General features: G+C 65.1%; 12 protein-coding genes. 9 read left to right on the top strand and 3 right to left on the bottom strand.

Features of this window, described 5'->3' with window-relative positions; translation table 11 throughout:
• Positions 1-228: 228 nt before the first annotated feature.
• Positions 229-894, top strand: coding sequence for an LPS export ABC transporter periplasmic protein LptC (gene lptC / locus J2S73_RS02790; protein ID WP_306883897.1), 666 nt, complete (start codon positions 229-231; stop codon positions 892-894).
• Complete coding sequence (locus J2S73_RS02785) at positions 891-1,448, top strand: LptA/OstA family protein (protein ID WP_306883896.1); 558 nt, start codon at positions 891-893, stop codon at positions 1,446-1,448. Before lptC ends, J2S73_RS02785 begins: the two co-directional genes overlap by 4 nt.
• A 15-nt stretch (positions 1,449-1,463) precedes the next feature.
• On the opposite strand, the gene J2S73_RS02780 is transcribed toward J2S73_RS02785, so the two are convergent.
• Positions 1,464-1,937 carry an Lrp/AsnC family transcriptional regulator gene (locus tag J2S73_RS02780; protein WP_306883895.1) on the bottom strand — a complete coding sequence of 158 codons (474 nt, stop codon included), beginning with the start codon at positions 1,935-1,937 and terminating at the stop codon, positions 1,464-1,466.
• 174 nt (positions 1,938-2,111) lie between these two features.
• Here J2S73_RS02780 and J2S73_RS02775 point away from each other — a divergent pair, with 174 nt between their 5' ends.
• The 5 genes from J2S73_RS02775 to uvrB all read left to right on the top strand — a co-directional run bounded on the left by J2S73_RS02775 (position 2,112) and on the right by uvrB (position 9,316).
• Positions 2,112-3,062: a mitochondrial fission ELM1 family protein gene (locus tag J2S73_RS02775; protein ID WP_306883894.1), complete on the top strand. Its 951-nt coding sequence runs from the start codon at positions 2,112-2,114 to the stop codon at positions 3,060-3,062.
• A gap of 187 nt (positions 3,063-3,249) precedes the next feature.
• Complete coding sequence (trxB, locus tag J2S73_RS02770; RefSeq protein ID WP_306883893.1) at positions 3,250-4,215, top strand: thioredoxin-disulfide reductase; 966 nt, start codon at positions 3,250-3,252, stop codon at positions 4,213-4,215.
• Between the two features lie 90 nt (positions 4,216-4,305).
• Positions 4,306-5,196 carry a LysR family transcriptional regulator gene (locus J2S73_RS02765; RefSeq protein ID WP_306883892.1) on the top strand — a complete coding sequence of 297 codons (891 nt, stop codon included), beginning with the start codon at positions 4,306-4,308 and terminating at the stop codon, positions 5,194-5,196.
• A gap of 131 nt (positions 5,197-5,327) precedes the next feature.
• Complete coding sequence (locus J2S73_RS02760; protein WP_306883891.1) at positions 5,328-6,497, top strand: heparan-alpha-glucosaminide N-acetyltransferase; 1,170 nt, start codon at positions 5,328-5,330, stop codon at positions 6,495-6,497.
• 119 nt (positions 6,498-6,616) lie between these two features.
• Positions 6,617-9,316: an excinuclease ABC subunit UvrB gene (gene uvrB / locus J2S73_RS02755; protein ID WP_306883890.1), complete on the top strand. Its 2,700-nt coding sequence runs from the start codon at positions 6,617-6,619 to the stop codon at positions 9,314-9,316.
• Between the two features lie 10 nt (positions 9,317-9,326).
• On the opposite strand, the gene J2S73_RS02750 is transcribed toward uvrB, so the two are convergent.
• Both J2S73_RS02750 and J2S73_RS02745 read right to left on the bottom strand, forming a co-directional pair.
• Entirely contained in the window at positions 9,327-10,151 is an 825-nt protein-coding gene (locus J2S73_RS02750) for an AbiJ-NTD4 domain-containing protein (RefSeq protein WP_306883889.1), read from the bottom strand.
• Positions 10,152-10,169: 18 nt separating this feature from the next.
• Entirely contained in the window at positions 10,170-10,976 is an 807-nt protein-coding gene (locus J2S73_RS02745) for a hypothetical protein (protein WP_306883888.1), read from the bottom strand.
• A 1,492-nt stretch (positions 10,977-12,468) separates the two neighbouring features.
• On the opposite strand from J2S73_RS02745, the gene J2S73_RS02740 reads away from it, so the two are divergent.
• A complete protein-coding gene (locus J2S73_RS02740; RefSeq protein WP_306883887.1) occupies positions 12,469-13,485 on the top strand; it encodes a DctP family TRAP transporter solute-binding subunit in 1,017 nt (338 codons plus the stop codon).
• Positions 13,486-13,577: 92 nt separating this feature from the next.
• Positions 13,578-14,273: a TRAP transporter small permease gene (locus J2S73_RS02735; RefSeq protein ID WP_306883886.1), complete on the top strand. Its 696-nt coding sequence runs from the start codon at positions 13,578-13,580 to the stop codon at positions 14,271-14,273.
• Positions 14,274-14,278 lie beyond the last annotated feature (5 nt).

Raw genomic sequence — 14,278 nt, 5'->3', positions numbered from 1 at the left:
GCAACGTGATCGTCGCAATCCGGGTCGATAGATCGTAGAAGAGTTCCTATCTCGGACGGAACGGGTCGGGCGGATCGCGCCCGAAGGTCCGCTGTGGTCCGCCCGCCCTTTTGCCGCCCTATCCCGGCTATAGGTCCGCCGGGTGACCGGTGCGGCCGTCGATCGGGCAGACCGGCCGGAGATCTCGAGCGCATCCGCCCCGGCGGCTGCGGCTCCAGGGAAGGAACGATGACGACGACCGATATGCGGTTTCTGGAGCACGATGCCGACGCGGAAGCGGAGGATCGCATCCGCGCGCGCGCTTCCGCGCGCCGGCATACACGCTTCGTCAAGACGCTCCGTGTCTTGCTGCCCCTCGGCGGCATGGCAATCGTCGCCCTGATTTTCGGGACCGCCATCGTGAAGTCGTTCCTCCCGGTGGGGGTCGGCACGCTCAACGTGACCAGCGAAGGCCTGGAGATGAACGACCCCAACCTCGCCGGACGGCTCAACGACGGACGCGCCTACAAGGTCAGCGCCGCCAGGGCCATGCAGAGCTTTTCCGACACCTCCCGCATCACGCTCACGGACCTCGTGGCCACCCTGAAGGCGAGCGAGGATCAGGACATCACCGTGAACAGCCGCGGCGGCCTGTTCGACACCGACGACGAGTGGCTCACGCTCTCCGACGGCATCGTCCTGACCACGACGGACGGCTACCGGGCCGATCTGTCGAGCGCTCGATTGGACTTCCGCAACGGCAGCATGGTCAGCGATGAGCCGGTCGCAATCGGATCGGAGAAGTTCGATCTGACCGCCAACAGCCTTGACGTCCAGGAAGAAGGCAAGGTCGTCCGCTTCGTCGGAGACGTCCACCTCACCCTCCACCGCGGACCGGAGACCAGCAGCCAATGATCTTTCGCCGACTGACGCTTCTCCTCGCCGGCCTGCTCCTTCTGGCAGGTCCGGCCTTCGCCCAGTCCACCTTCGAGACCGGCTTCGGCGGTCTCGGCGGCGAGTCGGACGAGCCCATCGAGATCGAATCGGACGAGCTGGAGGTCCGCGACCAGGAGGGCCTCGCGATCTTCATCGGCAACGTGGTCGTGGTCCAGGGCGAGTCGCGGATGAAGACGGCGCAGCTCACGGTTCACTACGACACCGAGAACCAGGAGACAGAGGACGCCGCGCCGGCTGCGCAGGGTCCGGGCGGCAGCCAGCAGATTTCCAAGCTTGTGGCCACCGGCGGCGTCGTGGTCACCACCAAGGAGCAGACCGCGACCGGCAATACCGGCACCGTCGACATGAAGACAAATATGCTCGAGCTGGACGGCGACGTGACGCTGACCCAGGGTCAGAACGTGGTCAACGGCAACAAGCTGATCGTCAACCTCGACACCGGCCACGCCCGGGTGCTGTCCGATTCCCGGGTCCGCGTGCTCCTCGTCCCCAACAGCGCCAACCAGAACTGAGCGGGGGACCGGCGCTCAGGATCCGGGTATCGGAACGCGCGGCGCGTCCTTGACCTTGCGGATGGTGAGCGCGGTGCGGACCGTATCGACGTTGTCGGCGGCGACGAGTTCCTTCAGGACGAAATCGTGAAAGACGGTGACAGTCTCCGCGACGCATTCGAGCATGAAATCGATGTCGCCGGCCATGATCCAGGCATGACGGACGATCTCCCAGCGGGAGACGCTTTCCTCGAACGCGCGCAGGTCCGCCTCGCTCTGCCGGGCGAGGCTGATCATGGCGAAGGCGGAGATGTCGAACCCCAGCTTCTGCTCGTCGAGCAACGCCCGATAGGCCCGGATCGCGCCGCTTTCCTCCAGCGCGCGCACCCGCCTCAGACAGGGCGGTGCGGTGATCCCGACGCGGCGGGCCAGTTCGACATTGGTAATTCGCCCATCGGACTGGAGCTCCTTGAGGATTTTCCAGTCGACGCCATCCAGTCGCAGGGTCATTGTGCTCTTTCCGATCCAGCACGCACCACAAACCCTACCGGCGCGTGCTCCGCAAGGCCGTCACGGCACCATCCGGCGCGCGCGCACGGCAGGCAGGGCGGCACGTCGTGCCGAAAGGCGGAGTGGCACCGGCGCAGCCCGCCTGTCCAAAACCCTTTCCCCTGAGCGCTCCGAATGACGCAGCCCCCCGAAACACTGGTGGTCGTTCCGTCCGGCAAGGTCGGACACGAGGTGCAGTGCCTCGGCGTGGCCGAGGCCCTCGGCGCGTCTGCGGAGATCGCGCGGATCAAGCTGCGCCGTCCCTGGTCGTGGCTCGCCCCGCACGGCCCGCCGCAACCGGACCAGCGGCCCCTTGTGCATACCAACGCCGACCTCGTCCTCGCCTCCGGGCGCCAGGCGATCCCGCTCGCCCGCGCCATCGCCCGCCGCAAGGGACCCCGCCCGCTGGTGGTGGCGATCCAGGCGCCGCGGGCCGATGTCGGCGCGTTCGATCTCGTCTGGGCCAACAGCCACGACCGGCTCACCGGGCCGAACGTCATCCAGACCGTCACCAGTCCCAACCGCCTCACGGAGGCGCGGCTGGCGGAAGCGGCCGCCGCCCTGCGCGCGCGCCTGCCGGACCTGTCCGACCCCTGGACCGGCGTTCTCGTCGGCGGCGCCAGCGGCAGCTACCGGTTCGGTCTCGACGATGCCCGCTCCCTGGGTGAAGCGCTCGCCGCGTTTTCCCGGCGCCATGGGGCGAGCCTGCTGATCACGCCGTCGCGGCGCACCGGTGCGGAGAACGTCGCCGCGATCGCCGCGGCCCTGTCGGACACGCCCCACTGGATCTGGCAGGGCGACGGCGAGAACCCGCTTCTCGGCATCTACGGAGCCGCCGAGGCTTTCGTCGTCACCTGCGATTCCGTCAACATGCTCGGCGAGGCCGCCTTCACCGGCAAGCCGGTCCTTGCCTGGCCGATGCCGGGAGGCCGACGAAAATTTGATCGCTTTCACGCCGCATTGGTTTCCCATGGTGCAATGCACTGGTTCGATGGCAGCCTGCCGAAAGCCAGCTATGCGCCTATGGACGCCACTCGTGAGATCGCGACGGCGATCCGACAGAAACTCGCCGCACCGACCGCGTGACCTGTGGACGCAGTCGGGCCGGCACGGCGGCCACCGGTAGCGTGGGGCGACTTGACAATGCGGTTCGGGCAAAGTCATTCGGGCGGCTTCGGATTGCATACCTATATTGGACGAAGCGCTTGGGCGTGGTGCCGGCAATGAGGTCGGCGATCCGTCCGCACACCACCCCCTTCAGGGAGATCGAGCGATGGGCGACGCGCTCCACACGAAGCTTCTGATCGTCGGGTCCGGCCCCGCCGGCTATACCGCAGCCATCTACGGCGCGCGCGCCATGCTGGAGCCGGTGATCGTGGCCGGCATCCAGCCGGGCGGACAGATGACGATTACGACGGACGTGGAGAACTATCCCGGCTTCGCCGACGTCATCCAGGGCCCCTGGCTCATGGAGCAGATGCGCGAGCAGGCCGAGCACGTCGGCACCAAGATCGTCTACGACCTGATCACCTCGGCCGACCTGTCGAAGCGTCCGTTCACGCTGCAGAGCGATTCCGGGACCGTCTACACCTGCGACGCCCTGGTCGTGGCCACCGGCGCCCAGGCGAAGTGGCTCGGCCTGGAATCGGAATCGATCTTCAAGGGCTTCGGGGTTTCCGCCTGCGCCACCTGCGACGGCTTCTTCTATCGGGAGAAGGAGGTCCTGGTGATCGGCGGCGGCAACACCGCGGTCGAAGAGGCGCTGTACCTGACGAACCACGCCAGCAAGGTGACCCTCGTCCATCGACGCGACTTCCTGCGCGCGGAAAAGATCCTGCAGGACCGCCTGTTCAACCATCCGAAGATCGAGGTGGTCTGGGACACGGTGCTCGACGAGGTGCTCGGCAGCGGCGCCCCGCCCTCGGTCACGGGCGCGCGTCTGAAGAACGTGAAGACCGGCGAGACCCGCGAGATCGCCGTCGACGGCGTCTTCGTGGCGATCGGCCATCAGCCGGCGACGGAGGTCTTCAAGGACCAGCTTCAGCTGAAGCCCTCCGGCTATCTCTGGACCGCGCCGGATTCCACGGCGACCAACATTCCCGGCGTGTTTGCCGCCGGCGACGTCACCGATGAAACCTATCGCCAGGCCGTCACGGCGGCCGGAATGGGATGCATGGCCGCCCTCGAGGCCGAGCGCTTCATCGCCGAACACGCAACCGACGCCGCCGCAGCGGCATGATGCCGGCCGGCGCGCCGCTCAGCGGCCTGCCGGCCCAATAGCAACGACGCAGGGACGAGCGCCGGAAGCAACCGGCGCCCGACGGGGCCGATGGACTGGGACAAACTCAAGGTTTTCCACGCCGCCGCTCAGGCCGGCAGCTTCACCCACGCGGGCGAAGCGCTGAACATGAGCCAGTCCGCGGTCAGTCGGCAGGTTTCCGCGCTCGAGCAGGAACTCGGCGTACCGCTGTTTCACCGCCACGCCCGCGGGCTGGTGCTGACAGAACAGGGCGAGCATCTGTTCCGCACGGCCCGCGAAGTCGTGATGAAGCTCGACGCCGTCCAGGCGCGGCTCACCGATTCCCGCGACCTGCCCACCGGCGTCCTGCGCGTCACCACCACCATGGGCCTCGGGGCGTCGTGGCTCGCGGCCCGCATCAACGAGTTCGTCGACCTCTATCCCGAGGTCCAGCTCCATCTGCTGCTGGACGACGACGAGCTGAACCTCAACATGCGCGAGGCGGACGTGGCGATCCGGCTGCGCCAGCCGGTCCAGCCCGACCTGATCCAGCGGCGCCTGTTCACCGTCCACCTGCACCTCTACGCGTCCCCGGCCTATCTGAAGCGGTTCGGCAATCTGGAAACGCTGGAGGACCTCGACAACCACCGCATCGTCACCTTCGGCGACAGCGGGCCTGCCTATCTGCGCGAACTGAACTGGCTGGAGACTGCCGGCCGCGCCTCGGAACAGCCGCGCAAGCCGATCCTGAAGGTCAACAACGTCATCGCCATCAAGCGCGCGGTCCAGCGCGGCGTCGGCCTGGCCCTTCTTCCGGACTATCTGATCGAGCCGGATTCCGGTCTCGTCCGCCTGCTGCCGGAAGAGATGCTGCCCAGCTATCAGACCTATTTCGTCTATCCGGCCGAGCTGAAGACCACCGCACGGGTGCGTGCGTTCCGTGACTTTCTGGTCGCGAAGGCCGAGGCCTGGACCTACTAGCAAGGCCGGGACAAGGCGAAACCGGCTTTCCTCACGGACACGCGGCACAACAATGACGCGGATCCGGCCGTTGTCTGGCGACAGGCCGCCCGGATCTGGACGCGTTCTCCCACGGAGCGTAGAGGTCAGCCATGGAGCCCGAGACCGAAGACGAGAAAGAGACCGGCACCGAGGCTGAGGGCAAGACCGAGGCTGACACGACGGCCGAGTCTGAGGCTGACACGAACGCTGAGGCTGAGGCGGAGACCGAGGCCGCGCCGATGGCCGAAGCCGGGCCCGAGGACGACGACGCCGAAGCGGTCCCGACGCCGTCCCCGTTGTCCTCCGGGCGCATCGACCTTCTCGACATGGTGCGCGGCATCGCGATCCTGGCGATGGTCGTCTACCACTTCTCCTGGGACCTGAGCTTCTATCAGCTCGTCTCATGGCCGGTTGAGACCAATGCCGGCTGGCAGTGGTTCGCCCGCCTGATCGCCGGCAGCTTCCTCACCGTCGTCGGCGTGAGCCTCGTGGTGGCGCACCAGAACGGCTACCGCTGGAAGGGCTTCCTGATCCGGCTGGGCATCATCGTCGCCGCCGCCGCCGCGATCTCGGGCGCGACCTACTTCGCCTTCCCCAACGCCTGGATCTATTTCGGCATCCTGCACTGCATCGCAGCCGCAAGCCTGCTCGCCGTCCTCACCGTCCGGCTGCCGATCGCCGTTCCGGCCGTGCTGGCCGTCGTCTTCTTCGCCCTGCCCCAGTTCGTGCGCGCCGACATTTTCAACGAGCCCTTCCTGGTCTGGGTCGGGCTCGGCACCCTGCCGCCGCCGCGCGCCAACGACTACGTGCCGATCTTCCCCTGGGTGGGCTGCACCTTTGCCGGCGTGGCCCTCGCCCGGCTGGCGCTCCGCTTCCGCGCCCGGGAAGCCTGGGCCGCCTGGCGCGCCCGCACCAAAGTCACCCGGGCCGTCGCCTGGTCGGGCCGGCAGTCGCTGTGGATCTATCTCGCCCACCAGCCGATCTTGCTGGGGCTCCTGTGGGGCGTGGCGTTCGCGCTCGGCACCGGCGGTGCGACCCCGGCGGCGACCGACGCCCAGCGGGCGAGCTTCATGCGGGCCTGCGTGGATCAGTGCACCCCCCGTGTCGGCGATGCCGGGTCCTGCGAGGCGATCTGCGGCTGTTCGGCCGACAACGTCGAGCAGGCCGGGCTGTGGGAGCGCATGATCACCCAGAACCTGACCTCCGACGACCAGGCGCAGGTGGACGCGATCGTGCGGTCGTGCGGCATGGAAGCCCGGCGCGAAGCGCCCCAGCCCTGACCGTCGGAGCGCCCCGGCCCTGACCTTCGGCCGGACCGCGCATCACCGCTGACGGGACCTGTCAGCATCGGCGGTCGCGGCCCTTCCATCGCCGCGATCATCGGCCCATATTCGGCCCCATGGCCGCACGCTCCTCCTCCCCCCGCCGCTCCAAGTCCGACGCCCCGAACCAGGCCGACACCGCCGCGCCGCCGGAGGAAACCGGCTTCGGCGAGGCGCCTCAGTCCGCGTTCGACGCAGGCGAGGCGTTCACCGGCCCGGTCGGCGACTGGGCCCGCCAGATCGAAGAGCTGGCCGACCGGGAGGCCTCGGCGGAGCCGCCCGATCCCGAGCGCGCGCCCGCCCCGAAACCGAAGGCTCGCGGCAAGTCCGCTGCAAAGAAATCCGACGGCGCCACCAAGACCGCCCGCGGCACCTCCATGGGCGGCAAAGCCACGGCCAAAGAGCGTGCCGCCGGCGGGCTCAATCCCGTCGCCGGCATGGACATCGGCCTGGAAGAGGCCGAGGCGCTTCCCGAATCCGCCGCCACCAAGTCCGTCGCCGCGCTGGAGGAGCTGATCCAGACCGGCCGGCCGGAATTCCAGGACGGCACCTGGATGCCGCACCGCCCGCCCCGCCCGGAAAAGTCCGAGGGCGGCGTGCCCTTGGTGGTGAAATCCGAATACGAGCCGAAGGGCGACCAGCCGACCGCCATCAGGGAGCTGGTCGAAGGCGTCACCGAGCACGAGCGCATGCAGGTGCTGCTCGGCGTCACCGGCTCCGGCAAGACCTACACCATGGCCAAGGTGATCGAGGCGACCCAGCGCCCGGCCCTGATCCTCGCCCCCAACAAGACGCTGGCGGCCCAGCTCTACGGCGAGTTCAAGAGCTTCTTCCCGGACAACGCGGTGGAGTATTTCGTCTCCTACTACGACTACTACCAGCCGGAGGCCTACGTCCCGCGCACCGACACCTATATCGAGAAGGAATCGTCGATCAACGAGCAGATCGACCGGATGCGCCACTCCGCCACCCGCGCCCTGCTGGAGCGCGACGACGTGGTCATCGTCGCCTCTGTCTCCTGCATCTACGGTATCGGCTCGGTGGAGACCTACACGGCGATGACCTTCGCCATCCAGGTCGGCGACAAGCTCGACCAGCGCCAGCTCCTGGCCGATCTGGTGGCGCTCCAGTACAAGCGCGCCGACATCAACTTCGTCCGCGGCACCTTCCGGGTGCGCGGCGACACCATCGAGATCTTCCCCGCCCACTACGAGGACCGCGGCTGGCGCGTCTCGCTGTTCGGCGACGAGGTGGAATCCATCACCGAGTTCGACCCGCTCACCGGCCACAAGTCCGACGAGCTGGAGTTCGTGAAGGTCTACGCCAACTCCCACTACGTCACGCCGAAGCCGACCCTCAACCAGGCCACCAAGTCCATCAAGGCGGAGCTGAAGGCGCGGCTCGCCGAGCTCAACGACGCCGGCCGCCTGCTCGAGGCCCAGCGGCTGGAGCAGCGCACCCGCTACGACCTGGAGATGATGGAGGCCACCGGCTCCTGCCCGGGCATCGAGAACTATTCGCGCTATCTCACCGGCCGCAAGCCGGGCGAGCCGCCGCCGACCCTGTTCGAATATCTGCCCGACAACGCCCTCGTCTTCGTCGACGAGAGCCACGTCACCATTCCCCAGATCGGCGGCATGTACCGGGGCGACTTCCGCCGCAAGGCGACGCTGGCCGAGTTCGGCTTCCGCCTGCCGTCGTGCATGGACAACCGGCCGCTGCGCTTCGAGGAATGGGACGCCATGCGGCCCCAGTCGGTCGCCGTCTCCGCCACCCCCGGCTCCTGGGAGATGGAGGAGGCCGGCGGCGTCTTCGTGGAGCAGGTCATCCGCCCGACCGGGCTGATCGACCCGCCGGTGGAGATCCGCCCGGCCCGCCACCAGGTCGACGACCTGCTCGGCGAGGTCCGCGACGTGGCCCAGGCCGGCTACCGCGCCCTGGTCACGGTGCTGACCAAGCGCATGGCCGAGGACCTGACCGAGTATCTCCACGAGCAGGGCGTGCGGGTGCGCTACATGCACTCCGACATCGACACCCTGGAGCGCATCGAGATCATCCGCGACCTGCGCCTCGGCGCCTTCGACGTGCTGGTCGGCATCAACCTTCTGCGCGAGGGCCTCGATATCCCCGAGTGCGGGCTGGTCGCCATTCTCGACGCCGACAAGGAGGGCTTCCTGCGCTCCGAGACGTCGCTGATCCAGACCATCGGCCGCGCCGCGCGCAATGTCGACGGCAAGGTGATCCTCTATGCCGACCGCACCACCGGCTCCATGGAGCGGGCGCTGGCGGAGACCACCCGCCGGCGCGAAAAGCAGCTCGCCTACAACGAGGAGCACGGCATCACGCCGGAATCGGTGAAGCGCTCCATCGGCGACATTCTGGATTCCGTCTACGAGCGCGACCACGTCCGGGTCGACACCGGCTTCGCCGAGGACGGCTCCCGCATCGGCCACAATCTGGAGGCCACCGTCGAGGATCTGGAGAAGCGGATGCGCGACGCCGCCGCCAACCTGGAGTTCGAGGAGGCCGCCCGTATCCGCGACGAGATCAAGCGGCTGCAGGACCAGGCGCTGGCCTATGCCGACGATCCCGGCACCACGAAGACGTCCAGGGGCGCCAAGGCCGGCGCGCGCGGCGGGTCCGGCGGCGGCTCAGGCCCGGGCGGCGGCGCCGATGCGCCGAAGACCCGCGCCCGGAAGAACACGCTCGACGAGATGACGGTGGGCCGGACAGAAAAGCCGAAGCGCCGGGGCCCGTTGCCGAAGAAGGAGCGGTAGGGGGTAACTCTTACTCCAGCTCTAGATTTTCATTAAACGCCTTGCTCTGCCGCCGAATAAGATAAACACTTACTGCGGAGGCTACCGTAACAACGAGTTCAGCGTCTTCAAATGTGAGCGATCCGCCTTCTCGAACGTGCCTACCTTGTTGTGAGGCGAACCCCCAAAGCTTGTGAAGCGCCCTATCGAGAGGCGGCGTTAGCTTCAGGTTTGGAATAATACTCCCAAGTGTATCACTTGTTTTTCCAATCTCTCTTGCGACGCATTCAAGGGCCGCCATACCGTGTTGCACGGCACCCGTGAGGTCGGCTTCTGGCCTGCGAGACATATCACGTAGCGCCTCGTGGATTTCGTTTGCAGCAATAGGCATCTCAGCGTCTTGCATGACCGATCTTGCCTCTTGAGTGACCAGATCGAAACTCTCCGCCCCCCTGACGGTAATCTCTCCGCCTTTCATTTCCCAGCCGACACCATACTCGCGAAAAAGCTGATTGAGCCTCTTTGCATAAGCATCCTGCTTTTCGCCTGTAACATCATCCGCACCAACCTCGATCCAAAGCTGTTCAGCGATGTCATAAACCTTATACCAGTTAGTATTGTGAATCAGAGAATACACTTCACTTTTGATATTTCCTGCTGACCAATTGTTGGGGTCTGGATGTATAAGGAGGACGTTAGATATGGCACCGCGAACTGCGCCCGGGCTCAACCCCAATGAATAGGCTAACATCAACACGCCATCACGAATTGAGGCAGGAGCATCCTCTCGAATTGTGATTTCGGCGGACGGTCCGCGAAAACCGTATCGATCTGAAAAGCTACTATCTCCGCCCATGTTCAATCCTCATCGTGACTAAAATATCGTTTTTAGAACCTTATCTGACCCCGACAACAAATCTTCGATCTGATCGGCCGTGGGATCCTTCTTTTTTGAGTGATCGCATATATTTCTTATGTCAGACAAATGCTGAATAAATCGCCATTGCGGCAACGAAATAATATCCGCCTCCTTTAGAAGTTCATTAAAATCGGCTATTCCGGGATTTTTCCTTCTTGTACCAAGACCATGCACGCTGCACACTTGGGAAAGATGCTTTTCAAGAACCACGCCACAAATCGCTCCAGCAGCCCTCAAGTAACCCGATTTTGCAAGAGCTCTCGCACTATCAATCTCAGAATCAAATAGATCCGCTTGTACTATGCCTTTAATGTCGACCAGAGAACTTTCAAGCGCCTCTTTAGCTGCCACTACAATCTGCAATTGCTGAACAAAGTCCGGTATAGCCGCCTTACCATCCGCAATCAAACTGCCTCCTCGCCGAACTACAAGCCCCTGAAGATAATCTTTTATCATATAATTCTGAAAATCTATTTCCTTTCGAACCCTTGGGTACTCATAGTACGAAATAAAATCTGAAATCCTATCGGGAATAATTTGCTTAACTAAGGATAAAGATCTCGAGTACCAAGATTGATAACTATTCGTGAACTTCGGCAGTGAATCCAGGAGTTTTTTGGCCTCTTCCTTTCCCAATGCCCCTTCAACGCTATCCCTAAACGCCGTAGGATGTGCTTCATATTGCATTGCCATATGAAGCATTTCGCCAAACTTAACCAGCTCTTCTACTTCCTCTGAGATCTTATCAAACTTTTCAGACATTTAAATTCCCCCTCCTCGCTTCGACGAACTCCGGTAAACTCAAGCTTCAGATAGATGCAATTTAAAGCAAGGGGCGAGGAGATTCACTGAGGCGTCATCCGCCGAGTCAAAACGCTGGATTTATCGAGAAAAGCCCAATGGATTCCCGCTTGCGCGGGATGAGCGGAGATTGGAGGTTGGCGCCGCAGGTGCCCTCGTACCGCAGGTCCATGTATGGTCAGACAACCTCGGCCATGCCGTATTTCTCCCACCAGCCGACGACTGTCGGCCGGCCGGAGGCCGCGCCCGCGCAGCGGCGACCGAAGGAAGCTCGCGTGAGCGCATATAGAACCGGCCGCCCTCGCGGAGCGGTCAGCGCAGCAAACCCGCGTGAGCGGCAAACAAACCGCCCCAAACTCCGCCTGCGCGCCTCCCACCTTCCCCCAACTTATCCCCGCCCCGGAATCCTCCCGTACAGTTCCCGTGTCGCTTGATCCGCGGGGAGCCGTGCCGGACCGTCCGCCACGTGGGTCGAGGATCTGACGGCTTGGCTGCGGCCCGTGTAACGGACGGGCGGGCTGGGTGGGCCGATGGCGTGTGGTGTCTGCCGGGACCAAAGGCGGGCAGCGCCGCGCATGCCCTCGAAGACGCGGTTGTCGCAAACCGCCCCAGTAGAGGTGCGCTGCGATGTGCGCGGCGTCCGCTGCCCGGTGGAGGAGCGGAAGGTCCTAGCCCTTCCCGCTCTCGGAAGAAGGGTGGCTGCATCGGTTCGAACGTCAGGGTGGGGCGCCGAAGGGCGACCGCACACTATAAAATCGGATGGCCGCCGTTTCGCGCCCCACCGATCCCTGTTGTGTGACACTCCGGCCCGCCATGCGGGCGCGGGGGTGGTTGAGTATGCCCGGCCCTCTCCACAACCGCTCATTCCGGCGGAAGCCGGAATCCAGGGCCAAGGGCTCAGTCCCGTCGTGGTGCCCTGGACCCCGGCTTTCGCCGGGGTGAGCGGAGACTGGGGTTGACGCCCGGAAAACCAACTTAAGCCGGGCCGGAACGCACCAATCAGCGGACGACCGTCCGCCGGCCATACTTGGCCGCGCCCGCGCAGCCGGCGAGCAAAGCTCGCTCGGCGTGAGCGCAAACAAAGCACAGCGAACTCGCGTGAGCGAAAACAAACCAGGCCACAAGTCCAGGCCCGTCGTGGTGCCCTGGACTCCCGCTTTCGCGGGAGTGAGCGGAGACTGGGGCTGGCGCCGAGAAACAAACCCCAGCCCCACAGCCGTGCTTTCCCCTCCCCTTTTCATCTCCAGTTGCATAATACCCCGCCTCTCGCGCACACTCGCCTCTCGCGATGACGGGAGGCATCGCGCCGCGACCGGCAAAGGAGACGCCGAAGCTCCGTGCGGGGACCGCGGTCACCAATCCCGAGAAGCGATGTCGAACGGTCCGGCCCGCCGGCCGGCCGATTCCATCACCGGACGGCCCGAACGCGGGCCGTCATCCAGAGGAGACACCCATGAAGAAGACGATCCTGGCAGCCTCCGCCTCCATCATGGCGGTCGCGCTCTCGTTCGGCACGGCCAATGCCGACCCGGCCGGCTGCGACGACGGCGAGACCGTGATCAAGTTCAGCCACGTGGTGGCCGACAGCGGCCATCCGAAGGGCGACGCCGCCCAGCTGCTCGCCAAGAACATCAACGAGCAGATGGAGGGCACGGCGTGCATGGAGGTTTTTCCGAACTCCACGCTCTATGACGACGACAAGGTGATGGAGGCCATGCTGCTCGGCGACGTCCAGCTCGCCGCGCCGTCGCTGTCCAAGTTCGAGGCCTACACGAAGAAGCTCCGGCTGTTCGACCTGCCGTTCCTGTTCTCGTCCATCGAGGCGGCCAACGCCTACATGGCCTCGGAGGACGCCCGGGACCTGCTCGCCTCGCTCGAGGACGAAGGCTATGTCGGGCTCGGCTACATCGCCTCGGGGCTGAAGCAGTTTTCCGCCAACAAGCCGCTGATCAAGCCCGAGGATGCCTCCGGTCTGAAGTTCCGCGTGCAGACCTCCGACGTGGCCGTCGCCATGATCGAGGCGCTGAACGCGTCGGCCCAGAAGCTGGCCTTCAAGGAGGTCTACGGCGCGCTGCAGACCGGCGTCGTGGATGGGCAGGAAAACTCCTGGTGCAACATCTACACCCAGAAGTTCTTCGAGGTGCAGGACGGCATCACCCAGACCAACCACCAGCTGCTGGCCTACGGCGTGATCACCAGCCAGGAGTTCCTGGACTCCCTCGACGACGAGACGCGCACCCAGTTCCTCACGATCCTGACCGACACGCTGAAGCAGGCCAACCAGCAGGTCGCGGACAAGGAGGCCGAGTGCCGTCAGTCGATCCTCGACGCCAACTCGACCATCCGCGAGCTCTCGCCGGAGCAGCGCGAGCCCTGGGTCACCGTCATGAAGCCGGTGTGGCAGGAGTTCGAGGGTGATATCGGCGCCGACGTGATCGAGAAGGCGGCGTCCTACAGCGCCACCAACTAGATCCGCGACCGACCGAAACTGCCGCGGCCGACCCGTCCGTTCGGGCCGGCCGCCACCATCACTGCACAACGGGGAAGCTGGGGAGACACCCGATGGAACTGATGGGCATGACGATCACCCTGCTGGTGATCGTGTTCGTGTTGTTCCTGGCCGAACGAAAATTTCCAGCTTCCGTCGATCGCTTCGAGGAAAACGTCATCGCCATCCTGATGGCGGCGATCACGCTGATTTCCTTCGCCCAGGTGGTCGGCCGCTACGGCTTCAACTCCGGCTGGCAGGGCGCCCTGGAGGCGACGCGGATCCTGTTCGCCTGGCTGATCCTGTTCGGCATGGCCTATGGCGTGAAGACCGGCATCCATCTCGGCGTCGACGCCATCATCCGGATGTTTCCGCGCCGTCTGTTCAAGGCTGCCGCGCTGTTCGGCGCGTTCGCCACCTTCGTCTACGCGATGCTGCTTCTGTATTCCGGCTGGCTCGCGTGGTTCGGTGCCGACGTCTCCACCAACTGGCGCCAGAGCGGCGCCATCGGCTACTGGACCTTCATGTTCGATCGCGGCACCGGCCTCGACGAGCTGCGCTATCCGCTCTGGATGCAGGAAACCTTCGGGCTGCAGGACCGGGTCCAGCGCTGGGTCGCCTATCTGATGCTGCCGATCGGTCTGGCGCTACTGGCCTTCCGCGCGCTCCAGGCCATGGTGCAGATCGCCCAGGGCAAGCGCGAGCTGATCGTCGCCGGCCACGAGGCGGAAGACCTCGTCGCGGAAAACCGCAACGCGGTCAGGGACTGAGCCGG

The sequence above is a fragment of the Amorphus orientalis genome (assembly GCF_030814015.1).
GTDB classification, from domain to species: Bacteria; Pseudomonadota; Alphaproteobacteria; order Rhizobiales; family Amorphaceae; genus Amorphus; species Amorphus orientalis.
The sequence above is the reverse complement of the archived record's forward strand: the minus strand, read 5'-3'. Positions and strand labels throughout refer to the sequence as shown.

Bases quoted from the DNA above. Each gene is read 5' to 3' on its own strand.
- lptC (WP_306883897.1), top strand. From the start codon at position 229: ATGACGACGACCGATATGCGGTTTCTGGAGCACGATGCCGACGCGGAA.
- J2S73_RS02785 (WP_306883896.1), top strand. From the start codon at position 891: ATGATCTTTCGCCGACTGACGCTTCTCCTCGCCGGCCTGCTCCTTCTG.
- J2S73_RS02780 (WP_306883895.1), bottom strand. From the start codon at position 1,937: ATGACCCTGCGACTGGATGGCGTCGACTGGAAAATCCTCAAGGAGCTC.
- J2S73_RS02775 (WP_306883894.1), top strand. From the start codon at position 2,112: ATGACGCAGCCCCCCGAAACACTGGTGGTCGTTCCGTCCGGCAAGGTC.
- trxB (WP_306883893.1), top strand. From the start codon at position 3,250: ATGGGCGACGCGCTCCACACGAAGCTTCTGATCGTCGGGTCCGGCCCC.
- J2S73_RS02765 (WP_306883892.1), top strand. From the start codon at position 4,306: ATGGACTGGGACAAACTCAAGGTTTTCCACGCCGCCGCTCAGGCCGGC.
- J2S73_RS02760 (WP_306883891.1), top strand. From the start codon at position 5,328: ATGGAGCCCGAGACCGAAGACGAGAAAGAGACCGGCACCGAGGCTGAG.
- uvrB (WP_306883890.1), top strand. From the start codon at position 6,617: ATGGCCGCACGCTCCTCCTCCCCCCGCCGCTCCAAGTCCGACGCCCCG.
- J2S73_RS02750 (WP_306883889.1), bottom strand. From the start codon at position 10,151: ATGGGCGGAGATAGTAGCTTTTCAGATCGATACGGTTTTCGCGGACCG.
- J2S73_RS02745 (WP_306883888.1), bottom strand. From the start codon at position 10,976: ATGTCTGAAAAGTTTGATAAGATCTCAGAGGAAGTAGAAGAGCTGGTT.
- J2S73_RS02740 (WP_306883887.1), top strand. From the start codon at position 12,469: ATGAAGAAGACGATCCTGGCAGCCTCCGCCTCCATCATGGCGGTCGCG.
- J2S73_RS02735 (WP_306883886.1), top strand. From the start codon at position 13,578: ATGGAACTGATGGGCATGACGATCACCCTGCTGGTGATCGTGTTCGTG.